The sequence below is a fragment of the Streptomyces sp. YS415 genome, from assembly GCF_023544665.1.
Classification (GTDB): Bacteria; Actinomycetota; Actinomycetes; order Streptomycetales; family Streptomycetaceae; genus Streptomyces.
Window position 1 is genome coordinate 1 of record NZ_JAMJFL010000047.1, and the last position, 15,586, is coordinate 15,586.

Genomic DNA, 15,586 nt, shown 5'->3' on the forward strand with positions numbered 1-15,586 from the left:
ACGGGGCTTCGGCTCGGCGTCCTCGGCGGCAGGCGTGTCGACGGCCTGCTCGACCGGCGCGGCCTCCGCGGGGGCGACGACCTCGGCGGCCTCGGGCGCCCCGGCGGGCGCGGACACCTTGCGGGTGGCACGGCGGCGGGCGCGGCGCGGGGCGGCGTCCTCGACCGCACCGGCGGACGAGGCGGCCTCGAAGCTCTCGGTGGCGGGCGCCTGCTCCTCCGCGGAGTTCGTCGCGGGCACGATGGTCTCGGCGGCCTCCGCGGACGCGGGGGCCCCGGCGGGCGCGGACGCCCTGCGGACCACCCGGCGGCGCGAACGGCCGGCGGGGGCCTCCTCGGCGACGGCGGCCGGGGCCTCGGCCCCGGTGACCGCCGCGGCCGCCTGGACCTCGTCGGCCTCGTCGGTCTCCGGCGTCACCGCGACCACGGTCTCCTCGACCTCGACCTCGGTCTCCTCGACCTCGGTCTTCTCGTCGGCCGGTATGGCCGGCGCGACCTCGGTCGCGGATCCTGCGGCCGCGTTGCCGACGGGCGGACCCGCCGGCCGGGACGCGGCCCGGCGCCGACGACGCGGCGGCAGGGTGTCGCTGGGGGTGTTGGGTTCGGAACCCTCTGTGGGTTCGATCGGCTCGAGCATGCGGGCGTTTCTCCCGTCAGGCTCCCGGGCGCCGCGCCTGGCCCGGCGGTGTGCCGGTGACGTCCGCGGCTCGCGTCGTGCGCGACTGCCGCCGTCCGGGGCGCGGGCGCCGCACGGGAGCTCTCTGTGTCCTGTCTCGCCGGTTCCGTACGCCGAATGCGCACGGCCTGGCGAAAGTCTTGTGGTCGGTGCGCTGCCCGACCCAGGTGGCTCCCGAGTCCGAGGGCGGCGCTACGACGTCCGTCCCTTCGCGGGACCTTCCTTACGCCGGCGCCTTCGCGGCGGCAGCGGATTCGGCCGCAAGGGCCGTCGCCGCCTCGCGGTCGGGCGCGAGCGGGTCGGTCACCGTGCCGGTCTCTGCATCGAACAGCCCCTGCGCCAGCCTGGTCACCGCAGCGGGGACCGGCGGCGCCAGGTCGGCCACGGCGCGGAGACCGGACAGGACGTCGTCGGGTCGTACGGCAGGCGTCACGTGCCGAACAACCAGCCGCAGTATCGCACAGGGCCGGTCGGTCGGCCTATCAGCCGTCACACTGTGCGTTTCCAGATCCACGACCGCGGGGCGGGCGTCGAAGGTCCGGACGCCGTTCTTGGTCATGCGCTGGACCTCGACGGACTCGGCGGCCTTGAAGGCGGCGACGGCCTGTTCGGCCTGTGCCGGCTCCACGCCGTCCAGCCGCAGCTCCCACACGGAAGCGGTCAGCCGGTCGGCGAGCCCGGAGGTCCGGGCCTCGACCGCGTCGATGATGTCGAGCCCGTCGGGCAACGACTCGTCGAGCAGCGCCCTGAGCTGCTCCGGGTCCCGCGCCGCGGTGAGCGCGATCTCCAGGTATTCCGCCTCACTGCCTGTGCCGGTGGGTGCGGCATTGGCGTACGACACCTTCGGATGCGGCGTGAACCCCGCCGAGTACGCCATCGGTACGTCGGCACGGCGCAGCGCACGCTCGAAGGCGCGCTGGAAGTCTCGGTGGCTGGTGAACCTCAGGCGGCCGCGCTTGGTGTAGCGCAGTCGGATGCGCTGCACCGCAGGTGCGGGCGGCGGGCCTTCGGGCTGTCGCTTGCCCAGTGTCCTAGTCCTTCGTGAGAGCGGTCGTACTGCTACCAAGAGTACGTGTCTCGGCGGCGAGAGGTTCCCGCCGGGCCACCGCCACCCGCTCGCGGGGCTCCCCGAACACCATCCGCCGGACGTCGGCACGGGCCTGCCGAGCGGACTCCCGCGCCGAGGCGAGCACCTGCCGGCCGGCCCGCCCCGCACTGCGCGCGGCCTCGGCGCAGGGCCGCAGCACCGCGTCCCGCACGAGGTGCCCCACGGGCGTGAGGACCGTCCGGTGGACCCATCGCACCGGCTCCACGAAGATCCACCGGAAGAGGGTCCCGAGAGCCCGTCCGACGGCCAGTGAGATCCGCCCGGCCACCCGCCAGGCATGCCCGAGTGCGTCCCAGACCTCCCGCCCGATCACGGCGAGCACCCGCCCGACGGGCACCAGGACCCAGCCCCACAGGGCCAGCGCGGGCAGCACGAACAGCACCCGGGTGATCCAGTACAGCGCGAGCCCGAGCCCCCGCACGACCCACAGCAGGGCGTGCCCGACCGGCGTGAGCACCCACCGATACACCCAGAGCGCGGGCACGACGAGCAGATACCGCACCAGCCAGGCGACAGCGGCGTACAGCCCGGCGCCGATCCCCCGCAGCACCCACATGCAGCCCTGCCCGACCGGCGTGAGCACGTGCGCCCAGACCCACCGCCCGGCCGTGGCGAGCGCATGCCCGACCGGGGTCAGCACCCAGCGGTACGTCCACACGAGCGGTACGACGACGAGTACCTTCCCGAGCCAGGCGAGCCCGTGCCCGAGCGGCACCAGCGCATACCGCCACAGCCCCACGAAGGGCCACACGAACAGCGCCCGGCCGACCCACAGCAACGCCCGCCCCACGGGCCGGAACACGGTGTCGTTCAGGAACCGCCCGGCGACGACCAGCGCGTCCCACACCATCCGCACGGGCACGACCAGCACCAGCACGACGATCCGCACCGGGAGCCGGATCGCGGCGACGAGGCAGCCTTCCGGCTGCCGGGGCTCGGGCCCTGCCTTCTGCGGTTCCATACCGGCCAAGACGCGAGCGCCCACGCGGCGGATGCGCCCGGTTGCGTTGCGATGCCGTCACAACGCCGGTGCTCCACGAGCCCCGGCGCGAGCGGCAGAGGTGATGTCCGCGTACCCGCGTCCGCCTCTGCCGCCTGCCTCAGTGCGCGTGCCCGCCAGGGGCCGGCGCCGCGTTCTTGACCGCCAGGGGCAGCAGCTTCTTGCCCGTGGGGCCGATCTGGATGTGGGTGTCGAGCTGCGGGCACACCCCGCAGTCGAAGCACGGCGTCCAGCGGCAGTCCTCGACCTCCGTCTCGTCGAGGGCGTCCTGCCAGTCCTCCCAGAGCCAGTCCTTGTCGAGGCCCGAGTCCAGGTGGTCCCAGGGGAGGACTTCCTCGTACGTCTTCTCGCGGGTCGTGTACCAGTCGACGTCCACGCCGAAGGGGGCCAGCGCCTTGTCCGCGCAGGCCATCCAGCGGTCGTAGGAGAAGTGCTCGCGCCAGCCGTCGAAACGGCCGCCGTCCTCGTAGACCGCGCGGATGACCGCGCCGATCCGGCGGTCACCGCGCGAGAGCAGGCCCTCGACGATGCCGGGCTTGCCGTCGTGGTAGCGGAAGCCGATGGAGCGGCCGTACTTCTTGTCGCCGCGGATCTTGTCCCGGAGCTTCTCCAGGCGCGCGTCCGTCTCCTCGGCGGAGAGCTGGGGCGCCCACTGGAAGGGGGTGTGGGGCTTGGGGACGAAGCCGCCGATCGAGACGGTGCAGCGGATGTCGTTGGCCCCCGACACCTCGCGGCCCTTGGCGATCACCTTCGTCGCCATGTCCGCGATCTGCAGGACGTCGTCGTCGGTCTCCGTGGGCAGGCCGCACATGAAGTACAGCTTCACCTGGCGCCAGCCGTTGCCGTACGCCGTCGCGACCGTCCTGATCAGGTCGTCCTCGGAGACCATCTTGTTGATGACCTTGCGGATGCGCTCCGAGCCACCCTCGGGGGCGAAGGTCAGGCCGGAGCGGCGGCCGTTGCGCGTCAGCTCGTTCGCCAGGTCGATGTTGAAGGCGTCCACGCGGGTGGACGGGAGGGACAGGCCGATCTTGTCCGCCTCGTACCGGTCCGCCAGGCCCTTCGCCACGTCGCCGATCTCGGAGTGGTCGGCGGACGACAGGGACAGCAGGCCGACCTCCTCGAAGCCGGTCGCCTTCAGGCCCTTCTCGACCATCTCGCCGATGCCGGTGATCGAGCGCTCGCGCACCGGGCGGGTGATCATGCCCGCCTGGCAGAAACGGCAGCCCCGGGTGCAGCCGCGGAAGATCTCGACCGACATGCGCTCGTGAACCGTTTCCGCCAGCGGCACCAGCGGCTGCTTGGGGTACGGCCATTCGTCCAGGTCCATGACGGTGTGCTTGGACACCCGCCACGGCACACCCGACTTGTTCGGTACGACACGGGCGATCCGGCCGTCGGGCAGGTACTCCACGTCGTAGAAGGCCGGGATGTACACCCCGCCCGTCTTCGCCAGCCGGAAGAGGACCTCCTCGCGGCCGCCGGGGCGGCCCTCGGCCTTCCACTCGCGGATGATCCGCGTCATGTCGAGCACGGCCTGCTCGCCGTCGCCGATGATCGCGGCGTCGATGAAGTCCGCGATCGGCTCGGGGTTGAAGGCCGCGTGACCGCCGGCCAGGACGATCGGGTCGTCGATCGTGCGGTCCTTGGACTCCAGCGGGATGCCCGCCAGGTCGAGGGCGGTGAGCATGTTGGTGTAGCCGAGCTCGGTGGAGAAACTCAGGCCCAGTACGTCGAAGTCGCGCACCGGGCGGTGGCTGTCCACCGTGAACTGCGGGACGCCGTGCTCCCGCATCAGGGCCTCCAGGTCCGGCCACACGCTGTAGGTGCGCTCGGCGAGGACGCCCTCCTGTTCGTTCAGGACCTCGTAGAGGATCATGACGCCCTGGTTGGGCAGCCCGACCTCGTAGGCATCGGGGTACATGAGCGCCCAGCGGACGTCGCAGCTCTCCCACGGCTTGACCGTGGAGTTGAGCTCTCCGCCCACGTACTGGATCGGCTTCTGCACATGCGGGAGGAGGGCTTCGAGCTGCGGGAACACCGACGCAGCGACTTCGGCAGGCATGTCGCGTACCTTCGTGAGCTGGACTGAACGGACAGGGGTGACCATCTAGCCTAACGCGGCCGTGGACACCCCCCGTACGTCCGCAGCCTCACAGGGCGTCCGTCGCGTCCTTGTTCCCGGCCCAGAACCCGGGCAGTTCCGCCTCCACGGCCGTCGCCCGCTGCTCCTCGCGCCCGTACAGCAGCCCGTAGGTGAAGGCGCTCTCGCCCGCCGCGTGGGCGACGGCGGACAGCTCGCGCAGGGTCTGGCGGGCCATGACGCTGTCCTGGTGCTCGCCGAGCAGGTTCTGCAGCGCCTTCATGGTCTTGATCAGGGACTTCGCGGACGCGCCGAGGGCGGGCTTGGCGGCCTCCGCCGCGTAGCGGGTGCGCTTGGTCTTCTTGCGGGCGTCGTGGATGGCGATGTCCCGGTCGGTGCCGGGGTCGAGCTCCAGGGCCTGCCCGACGAGCGCGGACACCTTGCCGAAGTCCTTGCGCACCGCCTTGCCGAGCGCCTTGCCCGGGTTCTTCCCGGCCGCCTCCAGCAGCGGCGGATCGGTGAGCACCCCGTCCAGGGCGTCGAGCAGGGCCAGGTAGCGGTGGGAGTCGAGGATCCCGATCAGATGGCCGCTCGCCTTGCCCGGCCGCTCCCCCGCCCAGCGGTTCAGCCGCTCGGCGACCGGGCCGGAGACCAGCGCGGGGGGCACCTCGTCGAGGGCCGCCGACAGGCGTTGGTGCAGCACCTCCCGGTCCCGGGCCACGCCCAGCTCGCCGGCCAGCCACTTCAGCTCGTCGGCGATCGGATCGGTGGCCTCCCGGTCCAGGATCCTGGGGAAGGACTTGAAGGTGCTGCGCATCCTTCGGGTGGCCACGCGCATGCTGTGCACGGAGTCCTCGACGTCCCGGCGCACGGCGGGGTCCAGCGCGACGATCGCGTCCCGCTGGGTGCGCAGATAGGCGAGGACGTGATCGCCCGCGGTGACGGGTGCCTCGGGCCTCTGCTCCTTGGGCCGCTTCTTCTTCGGGGCGGTCTCCGCCAGGGCCCGGGCCAGCTTCGAGGCCGCTTTCGAGGGGCGTACGCCGGCCTTGCGCAGCCGCTTGTCGACCGTGTCGAGGAAGGCGGGGTCGCCGCCGTCGGCGAGTTCGACCTCGATCTCGGTCCACTCGGCGCTCTTCCCGGTCCCGAGGCGCTCGGCGCGTACGGTGTCCAGGCTCACCTCGGCGAGCAGCAGGCCGTCGGCGTCGACGAGATGGCGGACGTCGCGGTCGGAGCGCAGCCGGACCAGGGGGAGCAGCTCGGCGTCACGAACTCGGGAGCGGACCAGGCCGGCGATGCTGCCCGGGACGGTGCCGGACAGCGGCGCCTGGATCTCGTCGCGGACCCCGGGGGCGACGGGGAACTTCAGGTGCCAGCCCCCGTCGGATCCTCCGGTGCGGCGGCGCAGTGTGACGGAGGACGCGGCGAGGCGTTCGTCCTCGGTGTCGTAGTACGTGGCGTCCAGGTGGGCGACGCCCTTGTCGATGACGGCCGCGACACCGGCGACGCCGGTCAGGTCGGGCAGACCGCTCTCGTCGGACTCGTATTTCCGCTCGATCTCGCGCTTCGTGTCCGCCATGACCCCGAATCTAACCGGAGTCATGGCGGTACGACAGGGCCACCGGGGTCCGTCCCCGGGAAAACAGGGGGTGACCGGCGGCTAGGCGGACATCGGCCGTTGCACCCGGATCGACTGCAACAGCCCGACCGCCACCCACACGGCGAACATCGACGATCCTCCGTACGACACGAAGGGCAGCGGCAGACCGGTGACCGGCATGATGCCGAGGGTCATGCCGATGTTCTCGAAGGACTGGAAGGCGAACCAGGCCACGATCCCGGCCGCGACGATGGTGCCGTAGAGCTCGGTCGTCTCGCGGGCGATCCGGCAGGCCCGCCAGAGCAGGACGCCGAGCAGGACGATGATGAGCCCGCCGCCGACGAAGCCCAGCTCCTCCCCCGCCACCGTGAACACGAAGTCGGTCTGCTGCTCGGGCACGAACTGGCCGGTCGTCTGCGAGCCGTTGAACAGGCCGGACCCGGTCAGTCCGCCGGAACCGATGGCGATCCGGGCCTGGTTGGTGTTGTAGCCGACGCCCGCCGGGTCGAGGCTGGGGTTGGCGAAGGCGGCGAAGCGGGCGATCTGGTAGTCGTCCAGGATGTGCAGCTGCCACACCGCGATGCCGCCGATCGCGCCGGCCGACAGCAGTCCGAAGACCCAGCGGTTCGAGGCGCCGGAGGCCAGCAGCACGCCCAGCACGATGACCACCATCACCATGACCGAGCCGAGGTCGGGCATCAGCATCACGATCACCATCGGCACGGCGGCGAGCCCCAGCGCCTGGAGCACCGTGCGATGGTCGGGATAGGGCTTGTCGCCCGCGTCGACTCTGGCCGCGAGCAGCATCGCCATGCCGAGGATGATCGTGACCTTCACGAACTCCGAGGGCTGCAGCGAGAAGCCGCCGCCGAGCGCGATCCAGGAGTGCGCGCCGTTGACGGTCGTGCCGAGCGGGGTGAGCACCATCAGGATCAGGAACACCGAGGCGCCGTACAGGATCGGCACCGCGGTGCGCAGCGTGCGGTGGCCGAGCCAGACCGTGCCGATCATCAGCGCGAGGCCGATGCCGGTGTTCAGGAGGTGCCGGACCAGGAAGAAGTAGGGGTCGCCCTGGTTGATCTCGGTGCGGTTGCGGGTCGCGGAGTAGACCAGGGCCGAGCCGATCAGCGACAGCGCGAGCGCCGAGAGCAGTATCGGCCAGTCCAGCCGGCGGGCGAGCGAGTCCCGGGCGAACAGCCGGGTCCAGCCCGCCCGCTCGGGCCCGTACCCGGAGACCTGGAAGCTGTTGGCGCCGGTCACGTCAGCCTCCTCGGGCCGCGTCGGCGCTGCCGCCGGCGACGCGTCTCGCGGTTCTCCGTCGTCGGTGCCCCCACGGTCGCCGCCTGCTGGCCGTCCTCGCCGGGGACGCCCCCCTCGGGGACGCCCTCCTGGCTGGCCCGCTGGTCCTTCGCCGGGTCCTTGGCGACCTTCGGGGAAAGGATCGACCCGTCGGTCTGGATCTTCGGCAGCTTCTTCTGCGGGGTCGGCAGCAGGGCGTTCTTCTTGTTGATGGCGCCGTCGTCGGAGACGCCGTACAGCGCGTCGTAGACGTTGCGGACGGCGGGGCCGGAGGCGCCGGAGCCCGTACCACCCTGGGAGATCGTCATGACGATGGCGTAGTCGTCGGTGTACGTGGCGAACCAGGACGTCGTCTGCTTGCCGTAGACCTCCGCGGTACCGGTCTTGGCGTGCATCGGGATCTTGTCCTGCGGCCAGCCCTCGAACCGCCAGGCGGCGGTACCGCGGGTGGCGACACCGGCCAGCGCCTCGTCCATCTGGGCCAGCGTCTGCTTGCTGACCGGCAGCTTGCCGTGCGCCTTGGGCCGGATCTCGGAGACCTGTTTGCCGTCGGCGCTGACGATCGCCTTGCCGACCGTCGGGTCGTACATGGTGCCGCCGTTGGCGATGGCCGCGTAGATGGTGGCCATCTGGATCGGGGTCACCAGGGTGTCGCCCTGGCCGATGGAGTAGTTGATCTCGTCACCGGCGCGCATCTTGTTGCCTTCGAGGCAGTTCTCGTAGGCGATCTTCTCGACGTAGTCGCCGTCCTTCTTGCCGGTCTTGCACCAGGCGTCCTTGTTGGCCTTCCAGTACGACTGCTTCCACTCGCGGTCGGGGACCCGGCCGGTGACCTCGTTGGGCAGGTCGATGCCGGTCTCCGCGCCGAGGCCGAACTGGTGGGCGGCCTTGTAGAAGTAGTCCTTCGGCTTGCCCTTGGGGTTGATGCCGCCGTCCTTCTTCCACTCGTTGTGCGCGAGCTGGTAGTAGACGGTGTCGCAGGAGACCTCCAGGGCGCGGCCGAGGTCGATCGGGCCGTGGTTCTGGGACTCGAAGTTCTTGAAGACCTGGCCTCCGACGGAGTAGGAGCTGGAGCAGTTGTAGCGGCCGTCGAAGTCGTAGCCCGCCTGGACCGCGGCGGCCGTGGAGACCACCTTGAAGATCGAGCCGGGTGCTGCCTGACCCTGTATGGCGCGGTTCAGCAGCGGGTAGTTGGACGCCTTGCCGGTGAGCCGCTTGTAGTCCTTGGCGGAGATGCCGCCCACCCAGGCGTTCGGGTCGTAGGTCGGGTTGGAGGCCATGGCGACGACCCGGCCGGTCCTGGCCTCCATCACCACGATCGCGCCCGCGTCGGCCTTGTAGCGCTCCTGGGTGTTGCGGTCCCACTCCTTGCGGGCCGTCTTCATCGCCTCGTTCAGCTCGTATTCGGCGACCCGCTGGACGCGGGCGTCGATGCTGGTGACGAGGTTGGAGCCGGGCTGGGCGGGGTCGGCCTCGGCCTCGCCGATGACCCGGCCGAGCTTGTCGACCTCGTAGCGGGTGACGCCGGCCTTGCCGCGCAGCTCCTTGTCGTACTGCCGCTCGACGCCGGAGCGGCCGACCTGGTCGGAGCGGAGGTAGGGCGAGTCGGTGTTCTGCGCCTTGGTGATCTCCTCGTCGGTGACCGGGGAGAGATAGCCGAGGACCTGGGCGGTGTTGGAGCCGCCGGGGCCGGGGTAGCGGCGGACGGCCTGCGGCTCCGCGGTGATGCCGGGGAAGTCCTCGGCGCGCTCGCGGATCTGCAGGGCCTGCCGGGGAGTCGCCTCGGCGGTGACCGGGATCGGCTGGTACGGCGAGCCGTTCCAGCAGGGCTGGGGGGTCTCGGCGTCGCACAGCCGGACCTTCTCCTGCACTTCCTTGGGCGTCATGCCGAGGACACCGGCGAGCTTGGTGAGGACGCCCTTGCCGTCGTCCTTCATCTTCAGCAGTTCGGTGCGGGAGGCGGAGACGACCAGCCGGGTCTCGTTGTCGGCCAGCGGTACGCCGCGGGCGTCCAGGATCGAGCCGCGCACCGCCGGGTCGACGACCTGCTGGACGTGGTTGCCGGAGGCCTCCTCGGCGTACGCCTCGCCCTCCCGGATCTGGAGGTACCACAGCCGCCCGCCGAGCGTGCCGAGGAGGGACAGGACAAGGATCTGGATCACGATGAGCCGGATCTGGACCCGTGGGGTCCGCCCGGTCTCGGGGATGTTGGTCACTGCGGCTGTCGCCCCCTCTCAGTGCGCCGGAGTGTGTGCGCGTACGAATGATGAACGGTCGGCCGGTGAGGCCGCGTTCCGCCTCGGCCGACCCGTTCGGGTGAACTCGAACCCGCGTGCGCTCACAGTCGCTTGACCCCCTTGATGCGGCCGGCGCGGGCGGTGCGCGCCCGCGCCGCCTTCACCTTCAGACCGCCGAAGCCGCCGCGCTGGCCGCCGATGCGCAGTCCGGTGCCGCCGGAGAGCCAGCCGGTGGAGATGTCGGCCGTCGCCGCGGAGTTGGTCTCGGCGAGCGGATCGTTGTCCGCGCGCCGCGCCAGGGCCATGATCCCGGGGACCACGAAGGGGGCGAGCAGCAGGTCGTAGAGCAGGGCCGTGAACAGCAGGCTGCCGAGGCCCACGTGGCGGGCGGCGGTGTCGCCGACGAGGGCGCCGACGCCGGCGTACAGCAGCGTGGAGCCAATCGCCGCGGCGGCGACCACGACCATGGGTCCGGTCGCCGACTTCAGCCGGCCGTTGTCCGGCTTGATGAGCCCGGCGAGATAGCCGATGACGCACAGCACGAGGGCGTAGCGGCCGGCCGCGTGGTCGGCAGGCGGGGCGAGGTCGGCGAGGAGTCCCGCGCCGAAGCCGACGAGGGCGCCGCCGACATGGCCGTAGACCATGGCGAGGGCCAGCACGGTCAGCAGGAGCAGATCGGGGACGGCGCCGGGGAGGTGGAGCCGGGCGAGGACGCTGACCTGGAGCACCAGGGCGACGACGACCAGCGAGGAGGAGAGCAGGATCCGGTTGACGCGCATGGGCCTTCAGCTCCTACTGCTCTTCTTGCGGGTACTGGCCGTCGACCGGTGCCTGGGCGGAGGGGGTGACGGTCACCGTCACGGTCGGTCGGGGGGTCGGCTTGGGCTTGTCGGGGAGCACCGTGTCGCGCGGATCCTTCTTCGGGGTCTCGACGACGACGCCGACGATGTCGAGCTTGGTGAAGCTGACGAACGGCGTGACGTAGAGGGTGCGGGTCAGGTCGCCGCCGGAGGGGTCGACGCGGTTGACCACGCCGACCGGGACACCCGGCACGAAGGGCCGGTCGGCCTGCGAGCCGAAGGTGACCAGGCGGTCGCCCTTCTTGATCTGGGCCTTGCCGTTGAGGAGTTCGACGCGCAGCGGGCGGTCGCCCTGTCCTGAGGCGAAGCCGAGTTCGTCGTTGCCCTCCATCCGGGTGCCGACGGTGAAGTCGGGGTCGGTGGCGAGCAGCACGGTCGCGGTGTCGGGGCCGACGGTGGTGACGCGGCCGACCAGGCCGTCGCCGTTGAGGACCGTCATGTCGCGCTTGAGGCCGTCGTTGGCGCCGGCGTCGATGGTGATGGTCCAGGAGAAGCCCTGGGCCGCTCCTATCGCGATGACCTCCGCGCCCTTGATGCCGTACTGGCCCTGGCCCGCGATCTTCATCATCTTGTCGAGCTGCGCGAGTCTGCTGCGGTTGCGGTCGTCGCTGCCGAGCTTCGCCTTGAGGGCGGCGTTCTCCTTCTCCAGCTCGGCGACGCGGTCGTGCCGCTCGCCCGAGTCGCGGATCGCGGAGACCGCGTTGCCGACGGGGTCGACCGCGGCCGAGACGCCGTTCTCGATCGGCCCGAACACCGTGGCCGCGGTCTGGCGGGCACCGTCGACCGGGGAGTCCTCCCCGCCGCGGATGTCCACCGTGATCAGCGCGAACGCGACGGCGATCAGCAGCACCAGGAGCAGCCGGCTCTCTCGTGTGTCCCTCACGTGCGGCGGCCGTGCCCTTCCTGTCGGAATGCGGGAAGCCCCAGGGAGACCCGAGGGCTGCTTTGCGGGAGCGTGTGTCTCTGAATCGACTGTCTCTTGATCGACTGTCTCTATATCAACGATCCGCCGTACGAGAGGAGATCGTCTCGTACGGCGGAATCGTGACGTTGCGTCATCTGCGCGGCTGGGCGTCGAGGACCTGCTGCAGCGCCTCGAACTCCTCGACGCACTTGCCGGAGCCGAGCGCCACGCTGTCCAGCGGGTCCTCGGCGATGTGGATGGGCATGCCGGTCTCCCGGCGCAGCCGCTCGTCCAGGCCGCGCAGCAGGGCGCCGCCGCCGGTCAGCACGATGCCGCGGTCCATGATGTCGCCGGACAGCTCCGGCGGGCATTTGTCGAGGGTCGTCTTGACGGCGTCGACGATGGCGTTGACGGGTTCCTCGATCGCCTTGCGCACTTCGGCGGCGGAGATGACCACGGTCTTGGGCAGCCCGGAGACCAGGTCCCGGCCGCGGATTTCGGTGTGCTCGTCGGAGTCGAGGTCGTACGCCGAACCGATCGTGATCTTGATCTGCTCGGCCGTGCGCTCACCCAGCAGGAGCGAGTACTCCTTCTTGATGTGCTGGATGATCGCGTTGTCCAGTTCGTCGCCCGCCACGCGGATGGACTGCGCGGTGACGATGCCGCCGAGGGAGATGACCGCGACCTCCGTGGTGCCGCCGCCGATGTCGACCACCATGTTGCCCGTGGCCTCGTGGACCGGAAGGCCGGAACCGATGGCCGCGGCCATGGGCTCCTCGATGATGTGCACCTGACGGGCGCCGGCCTGGGACGACGCCTCGATGACGGCGCGGCGCTCGACGCCCGTGATGCCCGAGGGCACACAGACGACGACCCGCGGACGAGCCAGATACCGCCGCTTGTGGATCTTCAGGATGAAGTAGCGGAGCATCCGCTCGGTGATCTCGAAGTCGGCGATCACGCCGTCCTTCAGCGGACGCACGGCCACGATGTTGCCCGGGGTGCGCCCGATCATCTTCTTCGCTTCGGCGCCGACCGCGAGGATGCCACCGGTGTTGGTGTTGATCGCGACGACGGACGGCTCGTTGAGTACGATCCCGCGACCCCTGACGTACACCAGCGTGTTGGCGGTCCCGAGGTCGACAGCCATGTCACGGCCGATGAACGACATTGAGTTCCCCATCAGGATTCGTCTGGCCTTCCCACGAGCTTTTGAGGGCTTTTCAGGTCGGCGAGGTGGGTGCTGTGACGTGAAGGGTTCCATCGTAGACGCGCCTTCGCGAACACGGCGTGAGGGTCCTTCGCCATTGTCAGCAGATGATGTGCGGGTTCGCTCTCGGAGACGAGCGTTTGGGGACTCTCGTTCCCCCGAACGCCCGGCATATGCCGGAAAGTCCGGGGGCGGTGCCCCCGGGCTCGTCGAACCGCCGCTGAAGACTAGGCGCGACCGGGGAAGAAGATCTTCACCTCGCGCTCGGCGGACTCCTCGGAGTCGGAGGCGTGGATGAGGTTCTCACGGACGATCACACCGAAGTCGCCGCGGATGGAGCCGGGCGCGGCGGCGATCGGGTCGGTCGGACCGGCCAGCGCGCGTACGCCCTCGATGACCCGCTCGCCCTCGACGATCAGCGCGACGACCGGGCCGGAGGACATGAACTCGACCAGCGGCTCGTAGAACGGCTTGCCCTTGTGCTCGCCGTAGTGCTGCTCCAGCGTCTCCTGGTCCAGCGAGCGCAGTTCCAGCGCGGTGATCCGCCAGCCCGCCTTGCGCTCGATGCGGCTGATGATCTCGCCGGTCAGGCCACGACGGACGGCGTCGGGCTTGAGGAGGACGAGGGTGCGCTGGGTCACGACGGGCTCCTTAGTGCATCACGGTGTGCGGGAACACGAGGTTACCGGGCGTGTCCGGGCGTCTGTCACGCAGCGTCAGGTGTACAGGATCAGGCCGCGTCCGGGGCGGAGGCGTCGGCCTGCGCCGCGAATCTCGCCTTCGCCTCGTCGACCTTCCTGCCGTAGTGCACCGACGCCCACCACAGGGCCGCGAAGGCCGCGCCCAGGACGAACATCGAGGGCACCACGAACCCGGAGGCGATCAGCAGGACCTGGAGCGCCCAGCCGAGGGCGATGCCGCCGGGCCGGGTGACCAGGCCGCACAGCAGCAGGCACAGGAACATCCCGATCCCGCTGACCGTCCACACCGTCGACATGGACAGATCGGGATCCTTCATGGCGACCAGACCGGCGAACCCGATGACGAAGAACTCGCCGATCAGCGTCGACGCACAGAGCGTACGCATCCTTGAAAACCTCAGCCCTTCCCCAGCAGCAGCCGGGCCTCGCCCACGGTGATGACGGAGCCGGTGACCAGCACCCCGCCGCCCGTGAACTCGCCCTCCTCCTCGGCCAGCGTGATCGCGGCCTCCAGCGCGTCCGGCAGCCGCGGCTCGACCTGCACCCGCTCGTCGCCGAACACCTCCACGGCGATGGCGGCCAACTCGTCGGCGTCCATCGCGCGGTGGCTGGAGTTCTGCGTGACCACGACCTCGGCGAAGATCGGCTCGAAGGCCTCCAGCAGCCCGCGTACGTTCTTGTCGCCGCTGGCCCCGACCACGCCGATCAGCCGGCTGAAGTCGAAGGCCTCCCCGACCGCCTCGGCGGTCACCCGGGCGCCCGCCGGGTTGTGCGCGGCGTCCAGCACGACGGTCGGCGAACGCCGTACGACCTCCATGCGGCCCGGCGAGGAGACGGCCGCGAAGGCCTTGCGGACGGTGTCGAGGTCGAGCGGGTCGGCACGCAGGGCGCCCACCCCGAAGAACGCCTCCACGGCGGCCAGCGCCACGGCGGCGTTGTGCGCCTGGTGGGCGCCGTGCAGCGGGAGGTAGACCTCGCCGTACTCACCGCCCAGGCCCCGCAGGGTGACCATCTGTCCGCCCACCGCGACCTGCCGGGAGACCACCCCGAACTCCAGCCCCTCGCGGGCGACCGTCGCGTCGACCTCCACGGCCTTCTTCAGCAGCACCTGCGCCGCGTCCACCGGCTGCTGCGCCAGGATGACGGTGGCGCCCTGCTTGACGATCCCGGCCTTCTCCACGGCGATCTCGCCGGGCGTCCCGCCGAGCCGGTCGGTGTGGTCGAGGTCGATGGGGGTGACGACGGCGACATCCCCGTCGATGACGTTCGTGGCGTCCCAGGAGCCGCCCATGCCGACCTCCACGACGGCCACGTCGACAGGCGCGTCCGCGAAGGCGGCGTACGCCATGCCGGTCAGCACCTCGAAGAAGGACAGCCGGTACTGCTGCTGGGCGTCGACCATCTCGACGTACGGCTTGATGTCCTGGTACGTCTCGATGAACCGCTCGGCGGAGATCGCGGCACCGTCCAGGCTGATCCGCTCGGTGACCGACTGGACGTGCGGGCTGGTGTACCGGCCGGTGCGCAGTTCGAAGGCGCCGAGGAGGGCCTCGATCATGCGGGCGGTGGAGGTCTTGCCGTTGGTCCCCGTGATGTGGATCGAGGGGTACGCGCGCTGCGGCTCGCCCAGCACGTCCATCAGCGCGGCGATCCGGCTGACCGAGGGCTCCAGCTTGGTCTCGCCCCAGCGGGTGGCGAGCTCCGCTTCGACGTCGCGCAGGGCCTTGTCGAGCTCGGGGTCCTCGGGGCGCGTCGGCACATCGGCCTGCGGCGGGCCGCCCTGGGTGCGCAGGGTACGGCTGCCGGCCTCGATGACCGCGAGATCGGGGTCGCGGTCGGTCTCTTCCGCGATGATCTCGTCGAAGGGGTCGCTGTCACTCACGGGGCCAGTCTACGGAGCGGGACCGACAGA

General features: G+C 70.8%; 12 protein-coding genes and 1 pseudogene. All 13 read right to left on the reverse strand.

Annotated elements, in window-relative coordinates:
- Positions 1-636: pseudogene (locus M8H82_RS34035) on the reverse strand (ribonuclease E/G); the annotation flags it as partial.
- A gap of 262 nt (positions 637-898) precedes the next feature.
- Positions 899-1,660 (reverse strand): TIGR03936 family radical SAM-associated protein, encoded by a 762-nt coding sequence (locus M8H82_RS34040; RefSeq protein ID WP_250079184.1) that lies wholly within the window; start codon positions 1,658-1,660, stop codon positions 899-901.
- Positions 1,661-1,706: 46 nt separating this feature from the next.
- Positions 1,707-2,744, reverse strand: coding sequence for a hypothetical protein (locus M8H82_RS34045; RefSeq protein ID WP_250079187.1), 1,038 nt, complete (start codon positions 2,742-2,744; stop codon positions 1,707-1,709).
- Positions 2,745-2,883: 139 nt separating this feature from the next.
- Positions 2,884-4,848 (reverse strand): TIGR03960 family B12-binding radical SAM protein, encoded by a 1,965-nt coding sequence (locus M8H82_RS34050; RefSeq protein WP_250079189.1) that lies wholly within the window; start codon positions 4,846-4,848, stop codon positions 2,884-2,886.
- An 88-nt stretch (positions 4,849-4,936) separates the two neighbouring features.
- Entirely contained in the window at positions 4,937-6,442 is a 1,506-nt protein-coding gene (locus M8H82_RS34055) for a CYTH and CHAD domain-containing protein (protein WP_250079190.1), read from the reverse strand.
- Positions 6,443-6,523: 81 nt separating this feature from the next.
- The gene (rodA, locus tag M8H82_RS34060; RefSeq protein ID WP_250079192.1) at positions 6,524-7,723 is read right to left on the reverse strand and encodes a rod shape-determining protein RodA; all 1,200 of its coding nucleotides are present in this window, start codon (positions 7,721-7,723) and stop codon (positions 6,524-6,526) included.
- The gene (gene mrdA, locus M8H82_RS34065) at positions 7,720-9,978 is read right to left on the reverse strand and encodes a penicillin-binding protein 2 (protein WP_250079193.1); all 2,259 of its coding nucleotides are present in this window, start codon (positions 9,976-9,978) and stop codon (positions 7,720-7,722) included. Before mrdA ends, rodA begins: the two co-directional genes overlap by 4 nt.
- Before the next feature lie 122 nt (positions 9,979-10,100).
- The gene (gene mreD / locus M8H82_RS34070; RefSeq protein WP_250079195.1) at positions 10,101-10,778 is read right to left on the reverse strand and encodes a rod shape-determining protein MreD; all 678 of its coding nucleotides are present in this window, start codon (positions 10,776-10,778) and stop codon (positions 10,101-10,103) included.
- Between the two features lie 13 nt (positions 10,779-10,791).
- Entirely contained in the window at positions 10,792-11,742 is a 951-nt protein-coding gene (gene mreC, locus M8H82_RS34075; protein ID WP_250079197.1) for a rod shape-determining protein MreC, read from the reverse strand.
- A gap of 172 nt (positions 11,743-11,914) precedes the next feature.
- Entirely contained in the window at positions 11,915-12,934 is a 1,020-nt protein-coding gene (locus M8H82_RS34080; protein WP_004001297.1) for a rod shape-determining protein, read from the reverse strand.
- Positions 12,935-13,200: 266 nt separating this feature from the next.
- Positions 13,201-13,614: a nucleoside-diphosphate kinase gene (gene ndk / locus M8H82_RS34085; RefSeq protein WP_250079200.1), complete on the reverse strand. Its 414-nt coding sequence runs from the start codon at positions 13,612-13,614 to the stop codon at positions 13,201-13,203.
- Positions 13,615-13,703: 89 nt separating this feature from the next.
- Entirely contained in the window at positions 13,704-14,060 is a 357-nt protein-coding gene (locus tag M8H82_RS34090; RefSeq protein ID WP_250079202.1) for a DUF4233 domain-containing protein, read from the reverse strand.
- A gap of 11 nt (positions 14,061-14,071) precedes the next feature.
- On the reverse strand, positions 14,072-15,556 hold the full coding sequence (locus tag M8H82_RS34095; protein WP_250079205.1) for a folylpolyglutamate synthase/dihydrofolate synthase family protein: 1,485 nt from the start codon (positions 15,554-15,556) through the stop codon (positions 14,072-14,074).
- Positions 15,557-15,586: the final 30 nt, after the last annotated feature.

Excerpts from the sequence above, each read along its gene's own strand:
- M8H82_RS34045 (WP_250079187.1), bottom strand. The coding sequence starts at position 2,744 with ATGGAACCGCAGAAGGCAGGGCCCGAGCCCCGGCAGCCGGAAGGCTGC.
- M8H82_RS34050 (WP_250079189.1), bottom strand. The coding sequence starts at position 4,848 with ATGCCTGCCGAAGTCGCTGCGTCGGTGTTCCCGCAGCTCGAAGCCCTC.
- M8H82_RS34055 (WP_250079190.1), bottom strand. The coding sequence starts at position 6,442 with ATGGCGGACACGAAGCGCGAGATCGAGCGGAAATACGAGTCCGACGAG.
- mreD (WP_250079195.1), bottom strand. The coding sequence starts at position 10,778 with ATGCGCGTCAACCGGATCCTGCTCTCCTCCTCGCTGGTCGTCGTCGCC.
- M8H82_RS34080 (WP_004001297.1), bottom strand. The coding sequence starts at position 12,934 with ATGTCGTTCATCGGCCGTGACATGGCTGTCGACCTCGGGACCGCCAAC.
- M8H82_RS34090 (WP_250079202.1), bottom strand. The coding sequence starts at position 14,060 with ATGCGTACGCTCTGTGCGTCGACGCTGATCGGCGAGTTCTTCGTCATC.